The organism is uncultured Paraglaciecola sp. (assembly GCF_943787955.1).
Taxonomy (GTDB): Bacteria; Pseudomonadota; Gammaproteobacteria; order Enterobacterales; family Alteromonadaceae; genus Paraglaciecola.
In genome coordinates this window covers 56,507-71,289 of record NZ_CALSOK010000001.1, presented here as the reverse complement: position 1 = coordinate 71,289, position 14,783 = coordinate 56,507, and the positions used below count along the sequence as shown (strand labels likewise).

Sequence of the window (14,783 nt, the reverse complement as noted above, 5' to 3'; positions counted from 1 at the left end):
TCTCAATAGAGTAATTTATGATAAGCAGTTACACAAAATTTGTTACAGCCTCTTTTTATAAATATCTGCTTTAGCCCTTGCATGAAATCCATGGGAATGGGAAAAAATGATTGTGTTACTTTTATCTCCTGCTATTTCAGTCAGTGTTTGTAAATATCTGAGTTGTAAGGCCTGAGGTTGTTTTGCCAAAGTGTTCGCTGCGCGGAGTAATTGCTCAGATGCCTCATTTTCTCCCAGTGCATGAATAACTTTAGCGCGACGGGTTCTTTCGGCTTCTGCCTGCTGGGCAATTGCGCGTATCATGCTTTCGTCCAAATCTACGTGTTTTATTTCCACGTTAGACACTTTAATCCCCCATGCGTCAGTTTGTTTATCTAAAATACTCTGTATATCAGCATTAAGTTGATCTCTTTCCGCGAGCATGTCGTCCAACTCGTGCTGACCTAAAACAGATCGCAACGTAGTTTGTGACAATTGACTAGTCGCAGCCAAAAAATCCTCTACTTGGATGATCGCCTTCTCTGGGTCAACAACTTTAAAGTAAAGCACTGCATTTACTTTTACAGATACATTATCCCTAGAAATAACATCTTGTGTAGGTACGTCCATCACAATGGTACGTAAATCAACCCGAACAATTTGCTGTATTAGCGGGATAACGATAATCAATCCCGGTCCTTTTACTTTTTGAAAGCGGCCTAAGAAAAAAATGACGCCTCTTTCATACTCTCGCAATACTTTAAAAATTGAAAAGACAAACAGGGTGATAAAAAATGCCAGTGGCATCCAAACATAGTCAAAAGTAAATGTAGTGTCCATTTTAGTGCTCCAATTGTTTTAACACATGTAATGTGAGTCCATTTATTGAGGATACGGTAACTTTATCACCGAGTATAAGGGGCTCGTTTGCTTGTACCTGCCATAACTCTCCTTGCAGTCGTGCTAAAGTGATATCTTTGTTAATTGATTCTATTTCGGCCGTTTCACCCAACAAGGATTCAATACCGCTTACCTTTTTTTGCTGACGAGATTTGAACAACATGCCAAACGTTAGAAAAACAAAGCCAATACTAGAGATTGCGACAGAAAGGATGATAGGCAAGGCAATTTGAAATGCAGGCTCAGGTGTGTCTATAAGTATGACTGAACCAATAATAAGACTCACTGCTCCAATAATACTAAATATGCCAAAGCTGGGAGAATATACTTCGGCTATCATCAACCCTATACCTAACAGAATGAGTGCCAAACCGGCATAATTTATCGGCAATACTTGAAAACCATACAATGCAGTTAGTATACAAACTGCACCAACAAGACCAAATACACCTCCCCCAGGATTTGAAAACTCAAAGATTAAGCCATAGATACCGATCAGTATTAATATGAAAGCAAAGCTAGGATTCCCAACTACTGAAAGAAATTTTTGTCGCCAATTTGCTGATATATTAACAACGTTAACGTCATTCAAATCAAGTGTGCTCTGCTGCCCGTTTATCACAACAGCGAACCCATTTAATTGTGTCAATAAATCATCTATGTCATAAGCAATAATATTAATGATGTTTGCTTCTAAGGCATCTTTCGCAGACATACTGGCTCCCGACAAAACGGCTTCAGCTGCCCACTCACGATTTCGACCTCTAAGGTCTGCAAGGCCTTCAATATAAGCAGTGGCATCGTTCACTATTTTACGTGTCATGGCATTATTATTGTCTGATTTATTGATTTGATCATCAGGTTCAGAACCTACCACAGGCAACCCGATTTGCACGGGTGTCGCAGCACCCAAATTTGTGGCTGGTGACATTGCCGCAATATGAGTTGCATACAAAATGTAAGTGCCAGCACTGGCAGCTCTAGCACCTTGTGGATGAACATATCCAACGATAGGGATATTTGAAGACAATATGCGTTTAATAATACCGCGCATTGCATTATCTAAACCACCAGGCGTATCTAGTTTCAGAATTATAAGAGTGGGTTGGATGGGAGAGTTATCACTATGGGCCAGATCAATAGAGGAAACAACATACTCCATAGTCGCCACACCTATTGGACCCCGAACATCAAGTATCCAAACGTCATTGGCAGCTGAAGACAATCGAGACACACACAAAAGTAATAAAAACATCCAAATACGCAAATAAAACATGTTTTTTACTCTAATTTTCCAACAGGTATATTGAAGAAGCTATTCGAGACTTTACTGATACTTATGTTTGGCTTTATGACACAGGTCAAAATTTAATAGATAACTCACCCGAACGTTAATGAGTAATCATTTTTAATTATTTTGTGGAAATAACTGCCCATGCTCAGGAATTCAAAGCTATTGAATATTAATATTCTAAGTTTCAGATTAATAACTTAAAAAACACCATGTTTTGGACTGCGAGCTTTCAACCCATCAGTCATAATAGTGGTTTTCGTCGCTGAAGATGACTTGATACGCTGTCTATATTTAGTAAATAGGCGCTGCATGAAACATAACACTATAAAATTGAAAGAAGATAAGTAGCTCTTTTAAGTGACAAATTTTTACATTTATTAAGATGAATTTGCTATAGACGTACATCTCATACCATCGTCCTTGAACCTGACCACCACTTTATAAAGTTGTTTTCACAAGGAACTTGAGCACTTTTATTTACGGCAATAACCCGTGGTGTATAGTCTTCAAAATGACGACTCGATTGCAATTCAATTCGATAAATAAAGCCATTCAGTGAGCCTGATATTGCTGTTTCACAATTCATTTTTTGACAAAAAATAGAGTTATCTTGATTTTCAGCATCTGCAAATTAGTTGAACTTCAATATAATCAACAGGCACGTCACCCAGATACACAGATACAACAAAGCTTGTACTATTAGAATGCTGCTCTACCCGCAAATCACCCCAGTGAATATTGTCTCCGTAGTGCACTAATTGGGTTTGCCATTGAGATAATTTATGAGCAAGTTCAATACCGTTTTCATTTCGCATTTTATAATCAGCTAGGGCAGGGAGATAAAGCTTTTCTGTGTATTCACGTAACATGCGGTTGCTACTGAATTTTGGGGTCAGGCAAGACATGCTATTACGGATCATTTGTACCCACTCAATCGGTATTCCATCTGCATCGCGACGATAAAATGCAGGTATAATTTGGTCTTCTAATAAAGTGTATAATTGTTGCGCTTCGATGTGATCCCAATCATTTTCATTGTGTTGTTCGCCGTCACCCAGTGCCCAACCCACATGAGACGTATAGGCTTCTGCCCACCATCCATCCAATTCTGAAATATTAAGCCCACCATTTACCAACACTTTCATACCACTGGTTCCACATGCTTCCCATGGACGGCGGGGGGTGTTTAGCCAAAGATCTACACCCTGAACCATATGTTGTGCCAGTCTAATATCATAATCTTCCAAAAACACTATGTGTGGTCTTACCTCGGGACGTTGCAAAAACGCAAACCATTCTTTAATAAAATGTTTGCCCTTGTTGTCTTGAGGGTGAGCTTTACCGGCTATGATGATTTGTAGTGGCATTTGGGTATTGGACAATAGATTGATTAAGCGTTGTTGATCTGTCAATAGTAAGTTTGGACGCTTATACTCAGTAAAGCGTCTGGCGAAACCCAAGGTCAGAATATTTGGATCGAGAATGGTTTGAGCCTGTTCAATGGGTTGCCCACTATTAGGTGAACGTCTTTTTTGATCGCTTAAACGACGACGAACATAATGTATTAAATCTGTACGCTGTTGTCCTCGCAAACTCCAGATTTCATTGTCGTCGAGTTTTTCAATTTTACTATTCAGACACTCTTGTGCGCCTAACCAACGGTCTTTACCGCAACTATCAGTCCATACTTTGTCGGCCAATGCTGAATCCCATGAAGGCATATGCACGCCATTGGTAACGTAACTTACGGGGATTTCAACTAATGGCCAATCGGGGTAAAGTCCAGCAAAAATCTTTTTACTGACCGCACCGTGTAATTCACTTACGCCGTTAATTCTGGCGCAAGTGCGAGCCGCTAGATAGGCCATATTAAACCGCTCATTGTTATCATCAGCAAACATTTTACCCATATTGAGTAAATGCTCAGGGTTGATCCCGAGAGTATCGGCATAGTGCTGTCCATAATGTTCCAATAAATCAGCAGGAAACGTATCAAAGGCAGCTACTACTGGCGTATGGGTAGTAAATATGTTGCCCGCGCGCGTTGCCCAAAGTGCCTGCCAAAAATTCAAGTCGTTTTTTTGCATAAAACAACGAGCACGTTCCAGCGCTGCAAACGCTGCGTGACCTTCATTTAGGTGGCATATCGTGATGTCCAGTTTCAAGGCTTCGATAACTTGCCATCCACCCACGCCTAAAACTATTTCCTGTATTAAGCGTAATTCCTCAGAGCCTGCATACAGTCGTCCGGTTATGGCTTGATCAACTGGGTTATTTAATGGGTCATTGCTGTCAAGTAAATACAGGGTCGTTCGTCCAACTTGTGCCTGCCATACTTGCAAGTATAATATTCGCCCAGGAAGAGTGATTTCAATGGTTAACCATGCTCCATCTTCAGTAATAACAGGCTGTAAGGGCAGGTTCCGTGAATCGTTGTGAGGGTACATTTCATGTTGCCAACCATCATTGTCTAAGTATTGTCGAAAATATCCTTCATCATATAATAAACCCATTCCGATCGCTGGAACTCCCAGATCACTGGCGGTTTTTAAATAATCTCCGGCTAAAATACCTAGACCACCGGCATATAGTGGCAAGGCTTCAGATAAGCCAAACTCCATACTGAAATAGGCAATCTGAGCTTGTTTACTGTTGGTAAAATACTGTTCTGCCCAACAATCTTTAGTTAGGTAGTCATTACGCGCATCTAATAAGTTGTGCAGATGTGTAGAAAAGTTTTTATCAGTATGCAGTTCAGTTAAGCGCTTTACTGATAGTTTTTGAAGAACAGCATAGGGATTACGGGTTAACATCCATGTTTTGGTATCTAAATAATTCCAAAACGTGTCTCCATCGTGGCTCCATGTCCATCGTAAATCGGTTGCCAAAGTTAAAATCTGTTTAACCAAAGGTTCTAATTCGATTGGAATATTTCGAGCAAGTAGCAACATGATTATCGATCTCTAGTTTTATGTCGACTAAGACAGTCGGTTTGCTAGGCAAAAGTCATTTGTTCATATCGACCATTGAAAGCTATGTTAAAATAACCAAAATTGCCTATGTCTGATTGGAGGATTTTTATCATTCGAGGCTTATTAATTTTAAGTCCAGGCTTTCTTGTAATATCAAATATGTTTTTATACTTATTTTTATTTTTTTGAACCCGTATCTGACTTAAGCGGGAATTATCTAGCCTACTAATTTTCAACGCTTGACTAAGATCAAAGAAAGCGGATTCCATTCTTTAGAATGAGTCCGTGTTAGTTTCTTATAGGTTACAACGGAACGCTGAGAGCCCAATTAACTATTTCATCATGGTTCATTTTTTTGTCTGTTCGCGCTAGTTCTTCGTTTTGATAAAATATACCTATGGTTTCAGCCACAGATATTCCAAGTGCAACAGCTGTATTTTTTTCGCTATCTATGTTAATTCTTGCAAGCCTAATATGTGGTTCTAATGACTGAACACAGTCGTCAAACGCCAATACCATTTTAGTGTTAGAGTTGGAAAAAAAAGACCAGAAAAGAATCATCAGTGGAATATCATTATGGCCCAAAAATTGGCCGATATTAACACTCGATAATTCTATGGTTTTCCCCATGAAAAGAACGTGATGACATTTTCCACACATAGGTTTGCGTACAATGTGTTCATATTGAAGTTTGTTGATAGCCCAACAGATTGGACATGCGATTTGAATCTGGGTGTTCATTTATACTTTTCCTCCAGGCCATTATTTGTTTTACAAACAATAGTTGCGTAATTTTTCAAGTCTGTGTCCGTATAATGCTAGATGTGTTCTATTGCCTTCCATACTGCATAAAGTGAATTTTGTTAATTGGCGCTATTAGTCCTATTAGTGCTAATACGGCTAATGTTTTTACAACTAAATTTACATACTTACCAAGTTAAGTATTGACGCCGATCAAATTTCATTTTTGTATTTTATTTAGTTTTGAAAAAGACAAAGATACATTGGGTTGGTTTATGAAAGGGTTAATGATTTGTGGGCTTTGGCTGAGCTGTTTATTTTCATCTTTTGTTTATTCGCAACAAACAGATACCGACGCCCTTCAAAATTTAAGTTGTACCAGTATTGAAGTATTTTCAAGACAAGGCTGTCCGCACTGCAAAGCAGCATATCAAGCACTGGAAAACCTTACCTCCCTGCATCCGCACCTTAGAATAAGTAAACGTGATATTCAGCAAACCGAAGCAAACTATGCACGTTTTGTCAGTCTTAATAAGACCCACAAAATAGATAAGCCCGGTGTGCCATCATTTTATATGTGTGGTCATTTTTGGGTTGGGTTTGACCAGGTATTCACACCACAGCAAATATTGAACTATTCTGGTTTAAAAACAACCGAACGCCTTGACGAAGCGGCTCCTGTAAAATCGGTGCGGATGCCGTTTTTCGGAGACATGACTGCTCAACGGTATGGTTTACCTATTTTCACTGTTGTGACGGGCTTGTTAGATGGCTTTAATCCATGTGCCATGTGGGTGTTGATGTTTCTGTTGTCAATGCTGGTCAATGTTAAAAGTCGTAAACGTATGGTCATCATAGCTGGTGCTTTTGTGTTGGTCAGCGGTGTTGTATATTTTGCTTTTATGGCTGCATGGTTAAATCTTTTTATCATTATTGGGATTTCCCGAAATGTTCAAATTTTGATTGCAACCGTTGCCATAGTGGTTGGTAGTATTAATCTGAAGGACTACTTCGCATTTAAAAAAGGGTTAAGTCTAGGAATACCTGAAACATCAAAGTCAGGTCTATATGTGAAAGTTCGTAATATTGTGCAGGCACAGAATATTACCGCAGCTCTTTTAGGGGTAGTGATGGTTGCTGTGTTGGTCAACCTTTTGGAGCTGATTTGTACTGCTGGATTACCGGCAATCTATACACAAGTGCTTACCTTACAAAAACTACAACCAATGGAATATTATGCCTATTTGCTGCTTTATAATTTGGCCTATATTTTTGATGATGCACTTATGGTCTCTGTTGTGGTGATTACATTACATAAATATAAGGTTTCTGAAAAACAAGGTCGATGGTTAAAACTGATAAGCGGTGGATTCATCATTGCTTTAGGTTTTATGTTGTTATTGATACCAGAATACCTGTTTTAAATGACTTATAGCTGTATTTTACGTCGACAGTTTATTTTAAAATCAGAATAGGATGTTATCCAGTCTAATTGTGAAACAACGAATACCGGTGACATTTTAGTCAGGCTCTCCCTTTTGTGATAAGCGTCATAGGCGAAGTACATAATTAATATTGATCATAATGTCCAAAAATCGTAAAAAGACTTTAAAAAAAACTGGCTACATATAAAAGATAACGGCATCAAATATACCTGTATAAGGTTAGTTAATAATACAGGTCGGTGTTTGATGAACATCAACATTTTTACATTAGAAACCAACAAAATAGTCATTTATTAAAAAAAACTATCTGTCTAAAAGGGTGGGATCTATGAATATAAGATTGAGTTTTAGTGCTTATTTACCAGCACAAATTGCTGCAATGGTTGATGAAATTGGCGTAAAAAAAAGCAACAATGCCTATTTTACCTTTAGTGATGCTGGGGATGTTGGCAGGTTCGTTTATTGGTTTAGGTGCAATGTTGTATGTGTTAATTAAATCAGATAACACATTAAGTTTTGCCAGTATTCAGCTTTTAGGTGGACTGGCTTTTTGCTTGGGACTTATATTAGTGGTTGTGGCGGGGGCAGAATTGTTTACCGGTAATAACTTAATTGTGATGGCATGGGCGGATAACAAGATTTCATTGTACGGGTTGCTTAGAAATTGGACGGTAGTGTGTATCGCTAATTTGTTTGGCGCGGCCGGTATGGCAACCCTCGTTTTTTTATCGGGGCACGTACTTATGAATGACGGAGCGATAGCTGAACAGTATTTGAATATCGCAGCGACTAAAAGTGACTTAACAAACACTGAGGCTTTATTTCGCGGAATACTATGTAATATTTTGGTTTGTATGGCTGTATGGATGGCAATTGCTGGTAAAACAGTCACCGACAAAGTGGTGGCAATTATCTTTCCCATAACCGCATTTGTAGCAGCTGGATTTGAGCATAGTGTGGCAAATATGTATTTTTATCCAATGGCTCTGCTGATCCAACACTTTTCAATCCTAGATATACCTGGAAGTCTCATCACATTTATAGATTTTTTTCGAAATATTTTTTTTGTGATTATAGGTAACATCATCGGTGGTAGTATTTTTGTTGGATTGGTGTACCACATTATCTATCAGCGAAAATATTGAGTTAATGAATTTTTTAGAATAAATAGCATAAGTTTGATATCCGTCAAAATAAAATTCCAAATAGTAATTTTAATAGATGTTAAATATTTAATGGCTAGGCTGACTATTTATGAGTACAACTCAGGTTAACAGCATCTGTCCTTTTTGTGGGGTAGGATGTGGTATTGCACTCGTGGCGAGTGATAACAATATCATTGCTGTACAACCTCTTAGTAAGCATCCAGTTAGTCAAGGAAAGTTGTGCGCAAAAGGCTGGAACACGCCCTTTGGCATCAGTCGTCATGGTCGATTAACGCAACCTTTAATGAAAGTAGATGGCAAGTTTAAGGTTGTGAGCTGGCAACATGCTCTAAGTCATATAGCCAAAAGTCTTAAACAGTTCATCAAAGAAAGTGGCCCTCAAAGTGTCGGCCTTATCAGTAGTGCTAGAGCAACCAACGAAGATAACTATGCGGCGCAAAAATTTGCCAGAGCCGTATTAAAAACCAATAACATCGATCATTGTGCACGTATTTGTCACAGCCCCACAGTCGCCGGTCTCAAGAAGACCTTAGGGTCGGGTGCGATGACAAATAGCATTGATGATGTGGGCAAAGCCGATGTGATATTGGTAATTGGTGCCGACCCTACTGAAAACCACGCAATAATTGGTGGGCAGATCATGAAAGCCAAGCTGAGTGGGGCAAAACTTATTGTGGTTGATCCACGTCAAACACGCCTTGCCAAAGTGGCTGACATGCACCTGCAACTTAAGATTGGAACTAATATCGCACTATTAAACGGTTTGTTGAATATTATCTTTGACCACGGTTGGCAAAACGATGATTTTATTAAACGACGCTGTGAGGGGTATGACGCTCTCAAGGCTCATGTTGCAGATTATACTGTTGAAAAAGTATCTGAAATTACCGGTATAAAAGGCGCCGACTTAGTAAAGACGGCAAAATTATATAGTCAAGCAAATGCCGCATTTCTTGCTTACGGAATGGGCATAACCCAATTCGTCAGTGGTACAAATAATGTGATAGCTGTATCAAACCTTGCGCTTGTTTGCGGCCAAATTGGCCGCGAAGGAACAGGCATTAACCCGTTACGAGGACAAAATAACGTGCAAGGTGCATGCGACATGGGATGTTTACCTAATGTTTATCCTGATTATCAAAGCGCCATTGACAAACAGGTTAGAGAAAAATTTAGTCATGCATGGCAAACAGAAGTCGCACTTTTACCGGGTTTGACATCACTAGGAATGAGTCATCAGGCACGACATGGTAACTTTAGAGGATTACTTATATTTGGTGAAGATCCAGTGGTGACTGACCCTGACCGCAATAAAGTCGCCCAGGGAATGCGGGCAATGGACTTGTTGGTGGTGATTGAACTATCGATGACAGAAACTGCTAAAATGGCGGACATCGTATTGCCTGCTGCTAGTTTTGCTGAAAAACAAGGCACATTTACTAACTGCGAACGCCGAGTTCAGTTGATCCACAAGGCCGTTGCACCTCCTGGTGAGGCGAAAATTGATTGGCAGATATTGAGCGAACTGGCAAACAAAATGGGGATGTCTGAATTAATGAATTGGCAAACAAGTGAGCAAGTTTTTGATGAAATGTGTCAATTAACCGACTCATTTAGCAGCATGTCATATCCTCGTTTAAAACAAAATAATGGCCTGCAATGGCCCTGTAACAAAGAATTTCCAGATGGTAGTCGTTGTTTACACACAACAACTTTTCCTATAGGTAAAGGTAAACTTATTCCTGTGGAATATGAATTGACCGATGAAATACCTAGTACCGATTATCCATATTGGTTTACCACCATGCGCTTGCACTTTCATTATGGTTGCGGCTCTATGACCCGAAAATCACCATTGTTAGAGCGCGAGACTCCGATTGGACTATTGTTTATTCATCCACAGGATGCATTGGACCTAGGATTGAAAAATCATCAAGGGGTGACTGTTTCTTCAAGACGTGGTTGTGTCGAAACAAGGATTGAGATCAGTCACCAAGTGAGTCCAGGTTTGTTGAGTATGCCTTATCATTTTAAAGAAGCCCCTTCCAATTTTTTGACTAATGATGCAATGGATCCGATAACAGAAATGCCAGAACTTAAAGTCTGTGCTGTCAATATCATTCCATTACCTGAAAACCAAACGCCACGCTCGTCTGTATTAAGCGATGTGGGGAGTAGTTATGACTGAAGCAAATAATATGGCTAATAAGTTATTAATTAATGACTTAGATGTTTTGAAACATCATATTGCTAAGTTTTATTCGGTAGTGCAGATCCAAAAAGATGTTAATGGTCAGGAACTGTGGACAGAGCAACTTGGTGATAAACTTGACCCTTTATTTGGTCATAATCATTTACCTTTAACTTCTCCAAAAGGTTTTTTGTTTGCTGAAAAAGAAGTTCTCTACAAATTTGATGGCGAAACCTTCGAGACCATATTGCCTCGAGTTCATCCAAAAGTTCTGTTCGGTGTTCAGGCCTGTGATTTAAGTGCTATCGCCTACCAAGATAAGTTTTTTGAGCACGACCCCTATTATCAAAAAAGACGTGAGCATATTCTTCTTGTTGGGATCGATTGTGAGTCACCGTGTGCAAACGGGTTTTGTGTTCAAGTCGATGCTGGTCCACACGTTAAAGATAATACAGCCGATTTGGTGTTGAGCCGTTTAAGTGTTGATGAAACTAATGAATCCTCTGAATGGCTAGTGATTGCCCAGACTGAAAAAGGTATTAACAGCATTAAAGGTATGATGTTAGATAAGGCCGATAACAAGCATCTAAAAAGGCGCAGAGAATTGTTTGAAAAAGTACGTTCTGAGTTTGTTGATTATAGCTATATCAGTAACGCTATTGAGTATATAAACGACAATTCAGTTCCAGCACAACTTTGGGAAGAATTAAGTGTGCGATGTATGGGGTGCTCTGGTTGTACCAATCTTTGTCCTACCTGCTCTTGTTACAGTACCTATGAAGTGGTTGAAAAAAAGACAGTCACTCCTGCATCAATATCCAATGAAGTAAAACTCGAGGTTACCCATTCTGAGACAATAAGATGTTGGGATTCCTGTCTGTTTGAAGGATTTCAAAAGGAAGCCAGTGGTCATAATCCTAGTCAAAAGGCTGCCCAAAGAGTTGAAAGATTTTGGTTTCATAAGTTTTCGGATGAATACCTACCTGAGTTCCAACGATACGGCTGTGTAGGTTGTGGACGATGCGAACAAACCTGCCCGGGCAGCATTGGAGTGCATTCGGTTATGAAAAGGATAGATCAGCAATGTTGCAACTAACACCTCAAACAATCCGTATCATTGATGTGTACGATGATGGTACTCATGCAAGGCACTTTACCTTTGAACCAAAGGGTTTTGTGCATGACGAACCGATTAGTATTGGCCAATTCTTTATGTTAACCGTACCTGGTGCAGGTCTTGCCCCTTTTACTTACACATCTATTCCTGACAAAACAGGTCGCTTTAAAGCCCTCATCAGAAATGTTGGACATTTAACCAAAAAGGTATTTTCCTTAGGAAAGGGAGATGTACTTGGATATAACGGTCCATTTGGTAGGGGATGGCCAGTAGGGCTTGTAATGCATAAAGAAGTATTAATTGTTGCAGGTGGTTGTGGGTTAGCCCCCGTAGCATCCACCATTGACTATTTGATTAAAGGTGGTTCTTCAAACTCAGTCACATTGTTATATGCTTCTTTCGACATCGCGTCACAGGTACTCAAAAAAGAAAGAGCACGTTGGTCCTCCAGCATCAATCTGTTTGAAACGCTGGAAGTAGGTGGGGTGAGCGGCCGTTCTGGTTTACCAACACAATACTTATCCCATCTATTAAACAAAAATGATAGACATCCAGACATTGTGCTTACCTGTGGGCCGGAAGCGATGATGATGGCGGTTGCTAAATCCTGTCTAGACCTAGGCTTAAAAGCGTCAGATATTTGGATGTCAATTGAACGGCGAATGCGCTGTGGGGTAGGGCTATGTGGTCATTGCTATGTGGCCAATAGTTATGCATGCAAACAAGGGCCTACTTATCGTTATGATGAGTTTGTAGCGCTTGAAAACAAAACCGTAGCCTTCGAAAAGCATCAAGGTTTATTTCAGTATTGCTAAGTGCAATGCTGTTTTGATAATATTCAACGTTTTCAAGACTTGTGCGATAACACTATTAGTACTGACTATAATAATTAAACACAATAACAGTCATAGAGGTTTCTGTAACAAAAGAACATAACCCCTGATAATGAAAAAGCTCCACGAACGCGAGTTTCTTGAAAGGTCTCACGCACACTAAGCCTTAACGCTATGTGCTGTTAGTCAAGAAGATGCCCTGAACTCAATCTCATAACGCTCAGCACCATCAGGTGCTGTTGCTATCTTATACAATGAGTAGATACCACCTATCAAAATACAGACAACCATCATTAGGTATAACCATCCTTCTAGTTTCTTCATGAGCAATATCCTTATTGTTAGTGAGTAATGTTGGTGAGTAGTAGTAAATAGGTTTGTGAATAGGTTAGTTATAGTCTTTGATTGGCAAGGTTGCTTTTAATTTCCCTATATTTTTTAATGCTTTTAATCATAAATACTTACATAGGCCCTAGAACCTAGCCGTTAATTGCTGTGGCTCTCGGTTGTTTACACTCCACACTTTAGAGGGATGAATCGTGCAAGCTGCACTAGATGCAGGTAGTAGTCACCACCAGTCTCTGGCTTTTAATCAGAAAGACTTACGCGCACGAGACTGTGAAACGTGTGATAGTTAAGAATATAGCCCTGACTGCGTATGCTACGTTTTCTACAGCACCTTCTACGGCAAGTTTACTGGGAAAGCTTACGGGCCCCTTTGGCGCAATACTCAATTGATTCAGAACTAATTTTTTGTATTTTCTCAATAACCTTATCTACCGTTGCATAGATTTTTGTTTCTACTTTAACTTTGGATTTCGCGGGATAAGACCCCCTGAATCTTCTAACTGGCATGAACCCCGTTTTTCCGCTTCGTATCGTTGCCAATTCCTGAAGTTCAATATCCATTCTTATATCAAAAATATTATCTCTATACATACCAATTGCTTGGGTGACTCTCGCGATTACATCAAAACGGTATGGTGCATCTTTCCAATCAACTGTCTTTATGGAAAGCCGCTTCTCTAATTTATCACTCAGTAGGGTCACAAGGTTTTTAGGTACTCTCCCATCATAATCAAGTGATTTATCAACATCATCTCCTGTAACCAAGCTTGCTATATAATCCTTTTCAGATTCGCTTGCTTCTAGAGGATCAAAAAAGTGAGTAGGTATTGTGACGCTAATAGTAGCTTCCTTAGCCTTATAAAAGGATCGGAGTACATCTATGTACTAATCGTTATATGCGCAGAACAATCCTCATCTGGTCGCGTGCTAAAGAACTTGAAGGTGAAACCACCAGATTTTGATATGCATCAATACATCACTAAAAACTCACGTTAGAATTTAGATACGGTTGCTACAAAAAATAGCACTCAGAAGTTTTAAAGTCTAAAGATTATAAAGGACTCAGTAACGAAGTAGGCAAAGACGGTGTCCAAGACCGTCTTATCACAAAAGATTTATAAGGAATATAAAACTGTGAAAACGAATTCTAGCCCTAGTATTGAAAACAAAATAAATACCTATTCCTCATCCAATAAAGAAGTAAATCCTTATTGGCCAAAAGCTCTGGTCATACCATCATCTATAAATAGTAGGCCTGAACAGAAGAAACCTAAATCCTCCCTTTTTTTAAAATTAAGTAAGGCCTTAAAAAGTAAATTTATTTGTAATGATTCTCAGGCAAAATAAATGACTTGTATCTCATCAGTAGTTTCACAATACCTATGTTGACTCATTTTCTTTGTTTAAATGTGACGGCTATATGATTAGTCAGTCACTATTTGATGTCATAATTTAGAACGTGAATGCAGATATTAATGATAGCAATTGACTTAAAATACAAACAATTAATCATAAAGACATTATCTAAGAATTAATATTATGTATATTGTGACATTTCAGCCTATCAACTTTTGGCTATTATTTGGTATATTTTGACTCGGATCATTTCTTCTGTTTTGAACTGTATTTTAATTAAAGTGTATTGATTATTCATACAATTAAATATCGTGATTACTTTAATTTTAGCTGACCCAAAGCTCGCCTTTGTGGTGTCAGAATTCTGCTGAGCAGACTAAGAAGTTTTGTTTGGCATTCTTGGATAAATCTAAGAACAATCAATCGGCTAATGACACAAAT

The 14,783-nt window shown here is 39.0% G+C and carries 11 protein-coding genes; 5 read left to right on the top strand and 6 right to left on the bottom strand.

Annotation, left to right across the window (positions count from 1 at the left end; translation table 11 throughout):
- Positions 1-42 precede the first annotated feature (42 nt).
- The 4 genes from Q0Y52_RS00330 to Q0Y52_RS00315 all read right to left on the bottom strand — a co-directional run bounded on the left by Q0Y52_RS00330 (position 43) and on the right by Q0Y52_RS00315 (position 5,886).
- A complete protein-coding gene (locus tag Q0Y52_RS00330) occupies positions 43-819 on the bottom strand; it encodes a slipin family protein (protein WP_297816477.1) in 777 nt (258 codons plus the stop codon).
- A gap of 1 nt (position 820) precedes the next feature.
- Positions 821-2,155 carry a nodulation protein NfeD gene (locus tag Q0Y52_RS00325; RefSeq protein ID WP_297816474.1) on the bottom strand — a complete coding sequence of 445 codons (1,335 nt, stop codon included), beginning with the start codon at positions 2,153-2,155 and terminating at the stop codon, positions 821-823.
- A gap of 635 nt (positions 2,156-2,790) precedes the next feature.
- A complete protein-coding gene (glgP, locus tag Q0Y52_RS00320) occupies positions 2,791-5,124 on the bottom strand; it encodes an alpha-glucan family phosphorylase (protein WP_297816471.1) in 2,334 nt (777 codons plus the stop codon).
- 324 nt (positions 5,125-5,448) lie between these two features.
- Entirely contained in the window at positions 5,449-5,886 is a 438-nt protein-coding gene (locus Q0Y52_RS00315) for a hypothetical protein (RefSeq protein WP_297816468.1), read from the bottom strand.
- A gap of 275 nt (positions 5,887-6,161) precedes the next feature.
- On the opposite strand from Q0Y52_RS00315, the gene Q0Y52_RS00310 reads away from it, so the two are divergent.
- From Q0Y52_RS00310 to Q0Y52_RS00290, 5 genes are all read left to right on the top strand, one after another.
- Positions 6,162-7,310 (top strand): glutaredoxin family protein, encoded by a 1,149-nt coding sequence (locus Q0Y52_RS00310; RefSeq protein ID WP_297816466.1) that lies wholly within the window; start codon positions 6,162-6,164, stop codon positions 7,308-7,310.
- A 434-nt stretch (positions 7,311-7,744) separates the two neighbouring features.
- Entirely contained in the window at positions 7,745-8,476 is a 732-nt protein-coding gene (locus Q0Y52_RS00305; protein ID WP_297816464.1) for a formate/nitrite transporter family protein, read from the top strand.
- 109 nt (positions 8,477-8,585) lie between these two features.
- Positions 8,586-10,685 (top strand): formate dehydrogenase subunit alpha, encoded by a 2,100-nt coding sequence (gene fdhF / locus Q0Y52_RS00300; RefSeq protein WP_297816461.1) that lies wholly within the window; start codon positions 8,586-8,588, stop codon positions 10,683-10,685.
- Positions 10,678-11,784 carry a 4Fe-4S dicluster domain-containing protein gene (locus tag Q0Y52_RS00295; protein ID WP_297816459.1) on the top strand — a complete coding sequence of 369 codons (1,107 nt, stop codon included), beginning with the start codon at positions 10,678-10,680 and terminating at the stop codon, positions 11,782-11,784. The genes fdhF and Q0Y52_RS00295 overlap by 8 nt, the downstream gene beginning before the upstream one ends.
- Complete coding sequence (locus tag Q0Y52_RS00290) at positions 11,772-12,620, top strand: FAD/NAD(P)-binding protein (RefSeq protein ID WP_297816456.1); 849 nt, start codon at positions 11,772-11,774, stop codon at positions 12,618-12,620. The genes Q0Y52_RS00295 and Q0Y52_RS00290 overlap by 13 nt, the downstream gene beginning before the upstream one ends.
- A gap of 204 nt (positions 12,621-12,824) precedes the next feature.
- Here the strand turns inward: Q0Y52_RS00290 and Q0Y52_RS00285 are convergent, their stop codons facing one another.
- Together Q0Y52_RS00285 and Q0Y52_RS00280 are read right to left on the bottom strand one after the other, a co-directional pair.
- Complete coding sequence (locus Q0Y52_RS00285) at positions 12,825-12,962, bottom strand: hypothetical protein (protein WP_297816453.1); 138 nt, start codon at positions 12,960-12,962, stop codon at positions 12,825-12,827.
- A 369-nt stretch (positions 12,963-13,331) separates the two neighbouring features.
- On the bottom strand, positions 13,332-13,751 hold the full coding sequence (locus tag Q0Y52_RS00280) for a hypothetical protein (RefSeq protein ID WP_297816451.1): 420 nt from the start codon (positions 13,749-13,751) through the stop codon (positions 13,332-13,334).
- Between the last annotated feature and the right edge of the window lie 1,032 nt (positions 13,752-14,783).

Coding starts and splice junctions, on each gene's coding strand:
- Q0Y52_RS00295 (WP_297816459.1), top strand. CDS start 10,678: ATGACTGAAGCAAATAATATGGCTAATAAGTTATTAATTAATGACTTA.
- Q0Y52_RS00330 (WP_297816477.1), bottom strand. CDS start 819: ATGGACACTACATTTACTTTTGACTATGTTTGGATGCCACTGGCATTT.
- Q0Y52_RS00310 (WP_297816466.1), top strand. CDS start 6,162: ATGAAAGGGTTAATGATTTGTGGGCTTTGGCTGAGCTGTTTATTTTCA.
- fdhF (WP_297816461.1), top strand. CDS start 8,586: ATGAGTACAACTCAGGTTAACAGCATCTGTCCTTTTTGTGGGGTAGGA.
- glgP (WP_297816471.1), bottom strand. CDS start 5,124: ATGTTGCTACTTGCTCGAAATATTCCAATCGAATTAGAACCTTTGGTT.
- Q0Y52_RS00290 (WP_297816456.1), top strand. CDS start 11,772: ATGTTGCAACTAACACCTCAAACAATCCGTATCATTGATGTGTACGAT.
- Q0Y52_RS00305 (WP_297816464.1), top strand. CDS start 7,745: ATGCCTATTTTACCTTTAGTGATGCTGGGGATGTTGGCAGGTTCGTTT.
- Q0Y52_RS00325 (WP_297816474.1), bottom strand. CDS start 2,155: ATGTTTTATTTGCGTATTTGGATGTTTTTATTACTTTTGTGTGTGTCT.
- Q0Y52_RS00285 (WP_297816453.1), bottom strand. CDS start 12,962: ATGAAGAAACTAGAAGGATGGTTATACCTAATGATGGTTGTCTGTATT.
- Q0Y52_RS00315 (WP_297816468.1), bottom strand. CDS start 5,886: ATGAACACCCAGATTCAAATCGCATGTCCAATCTGTTGGGCTATCAAC.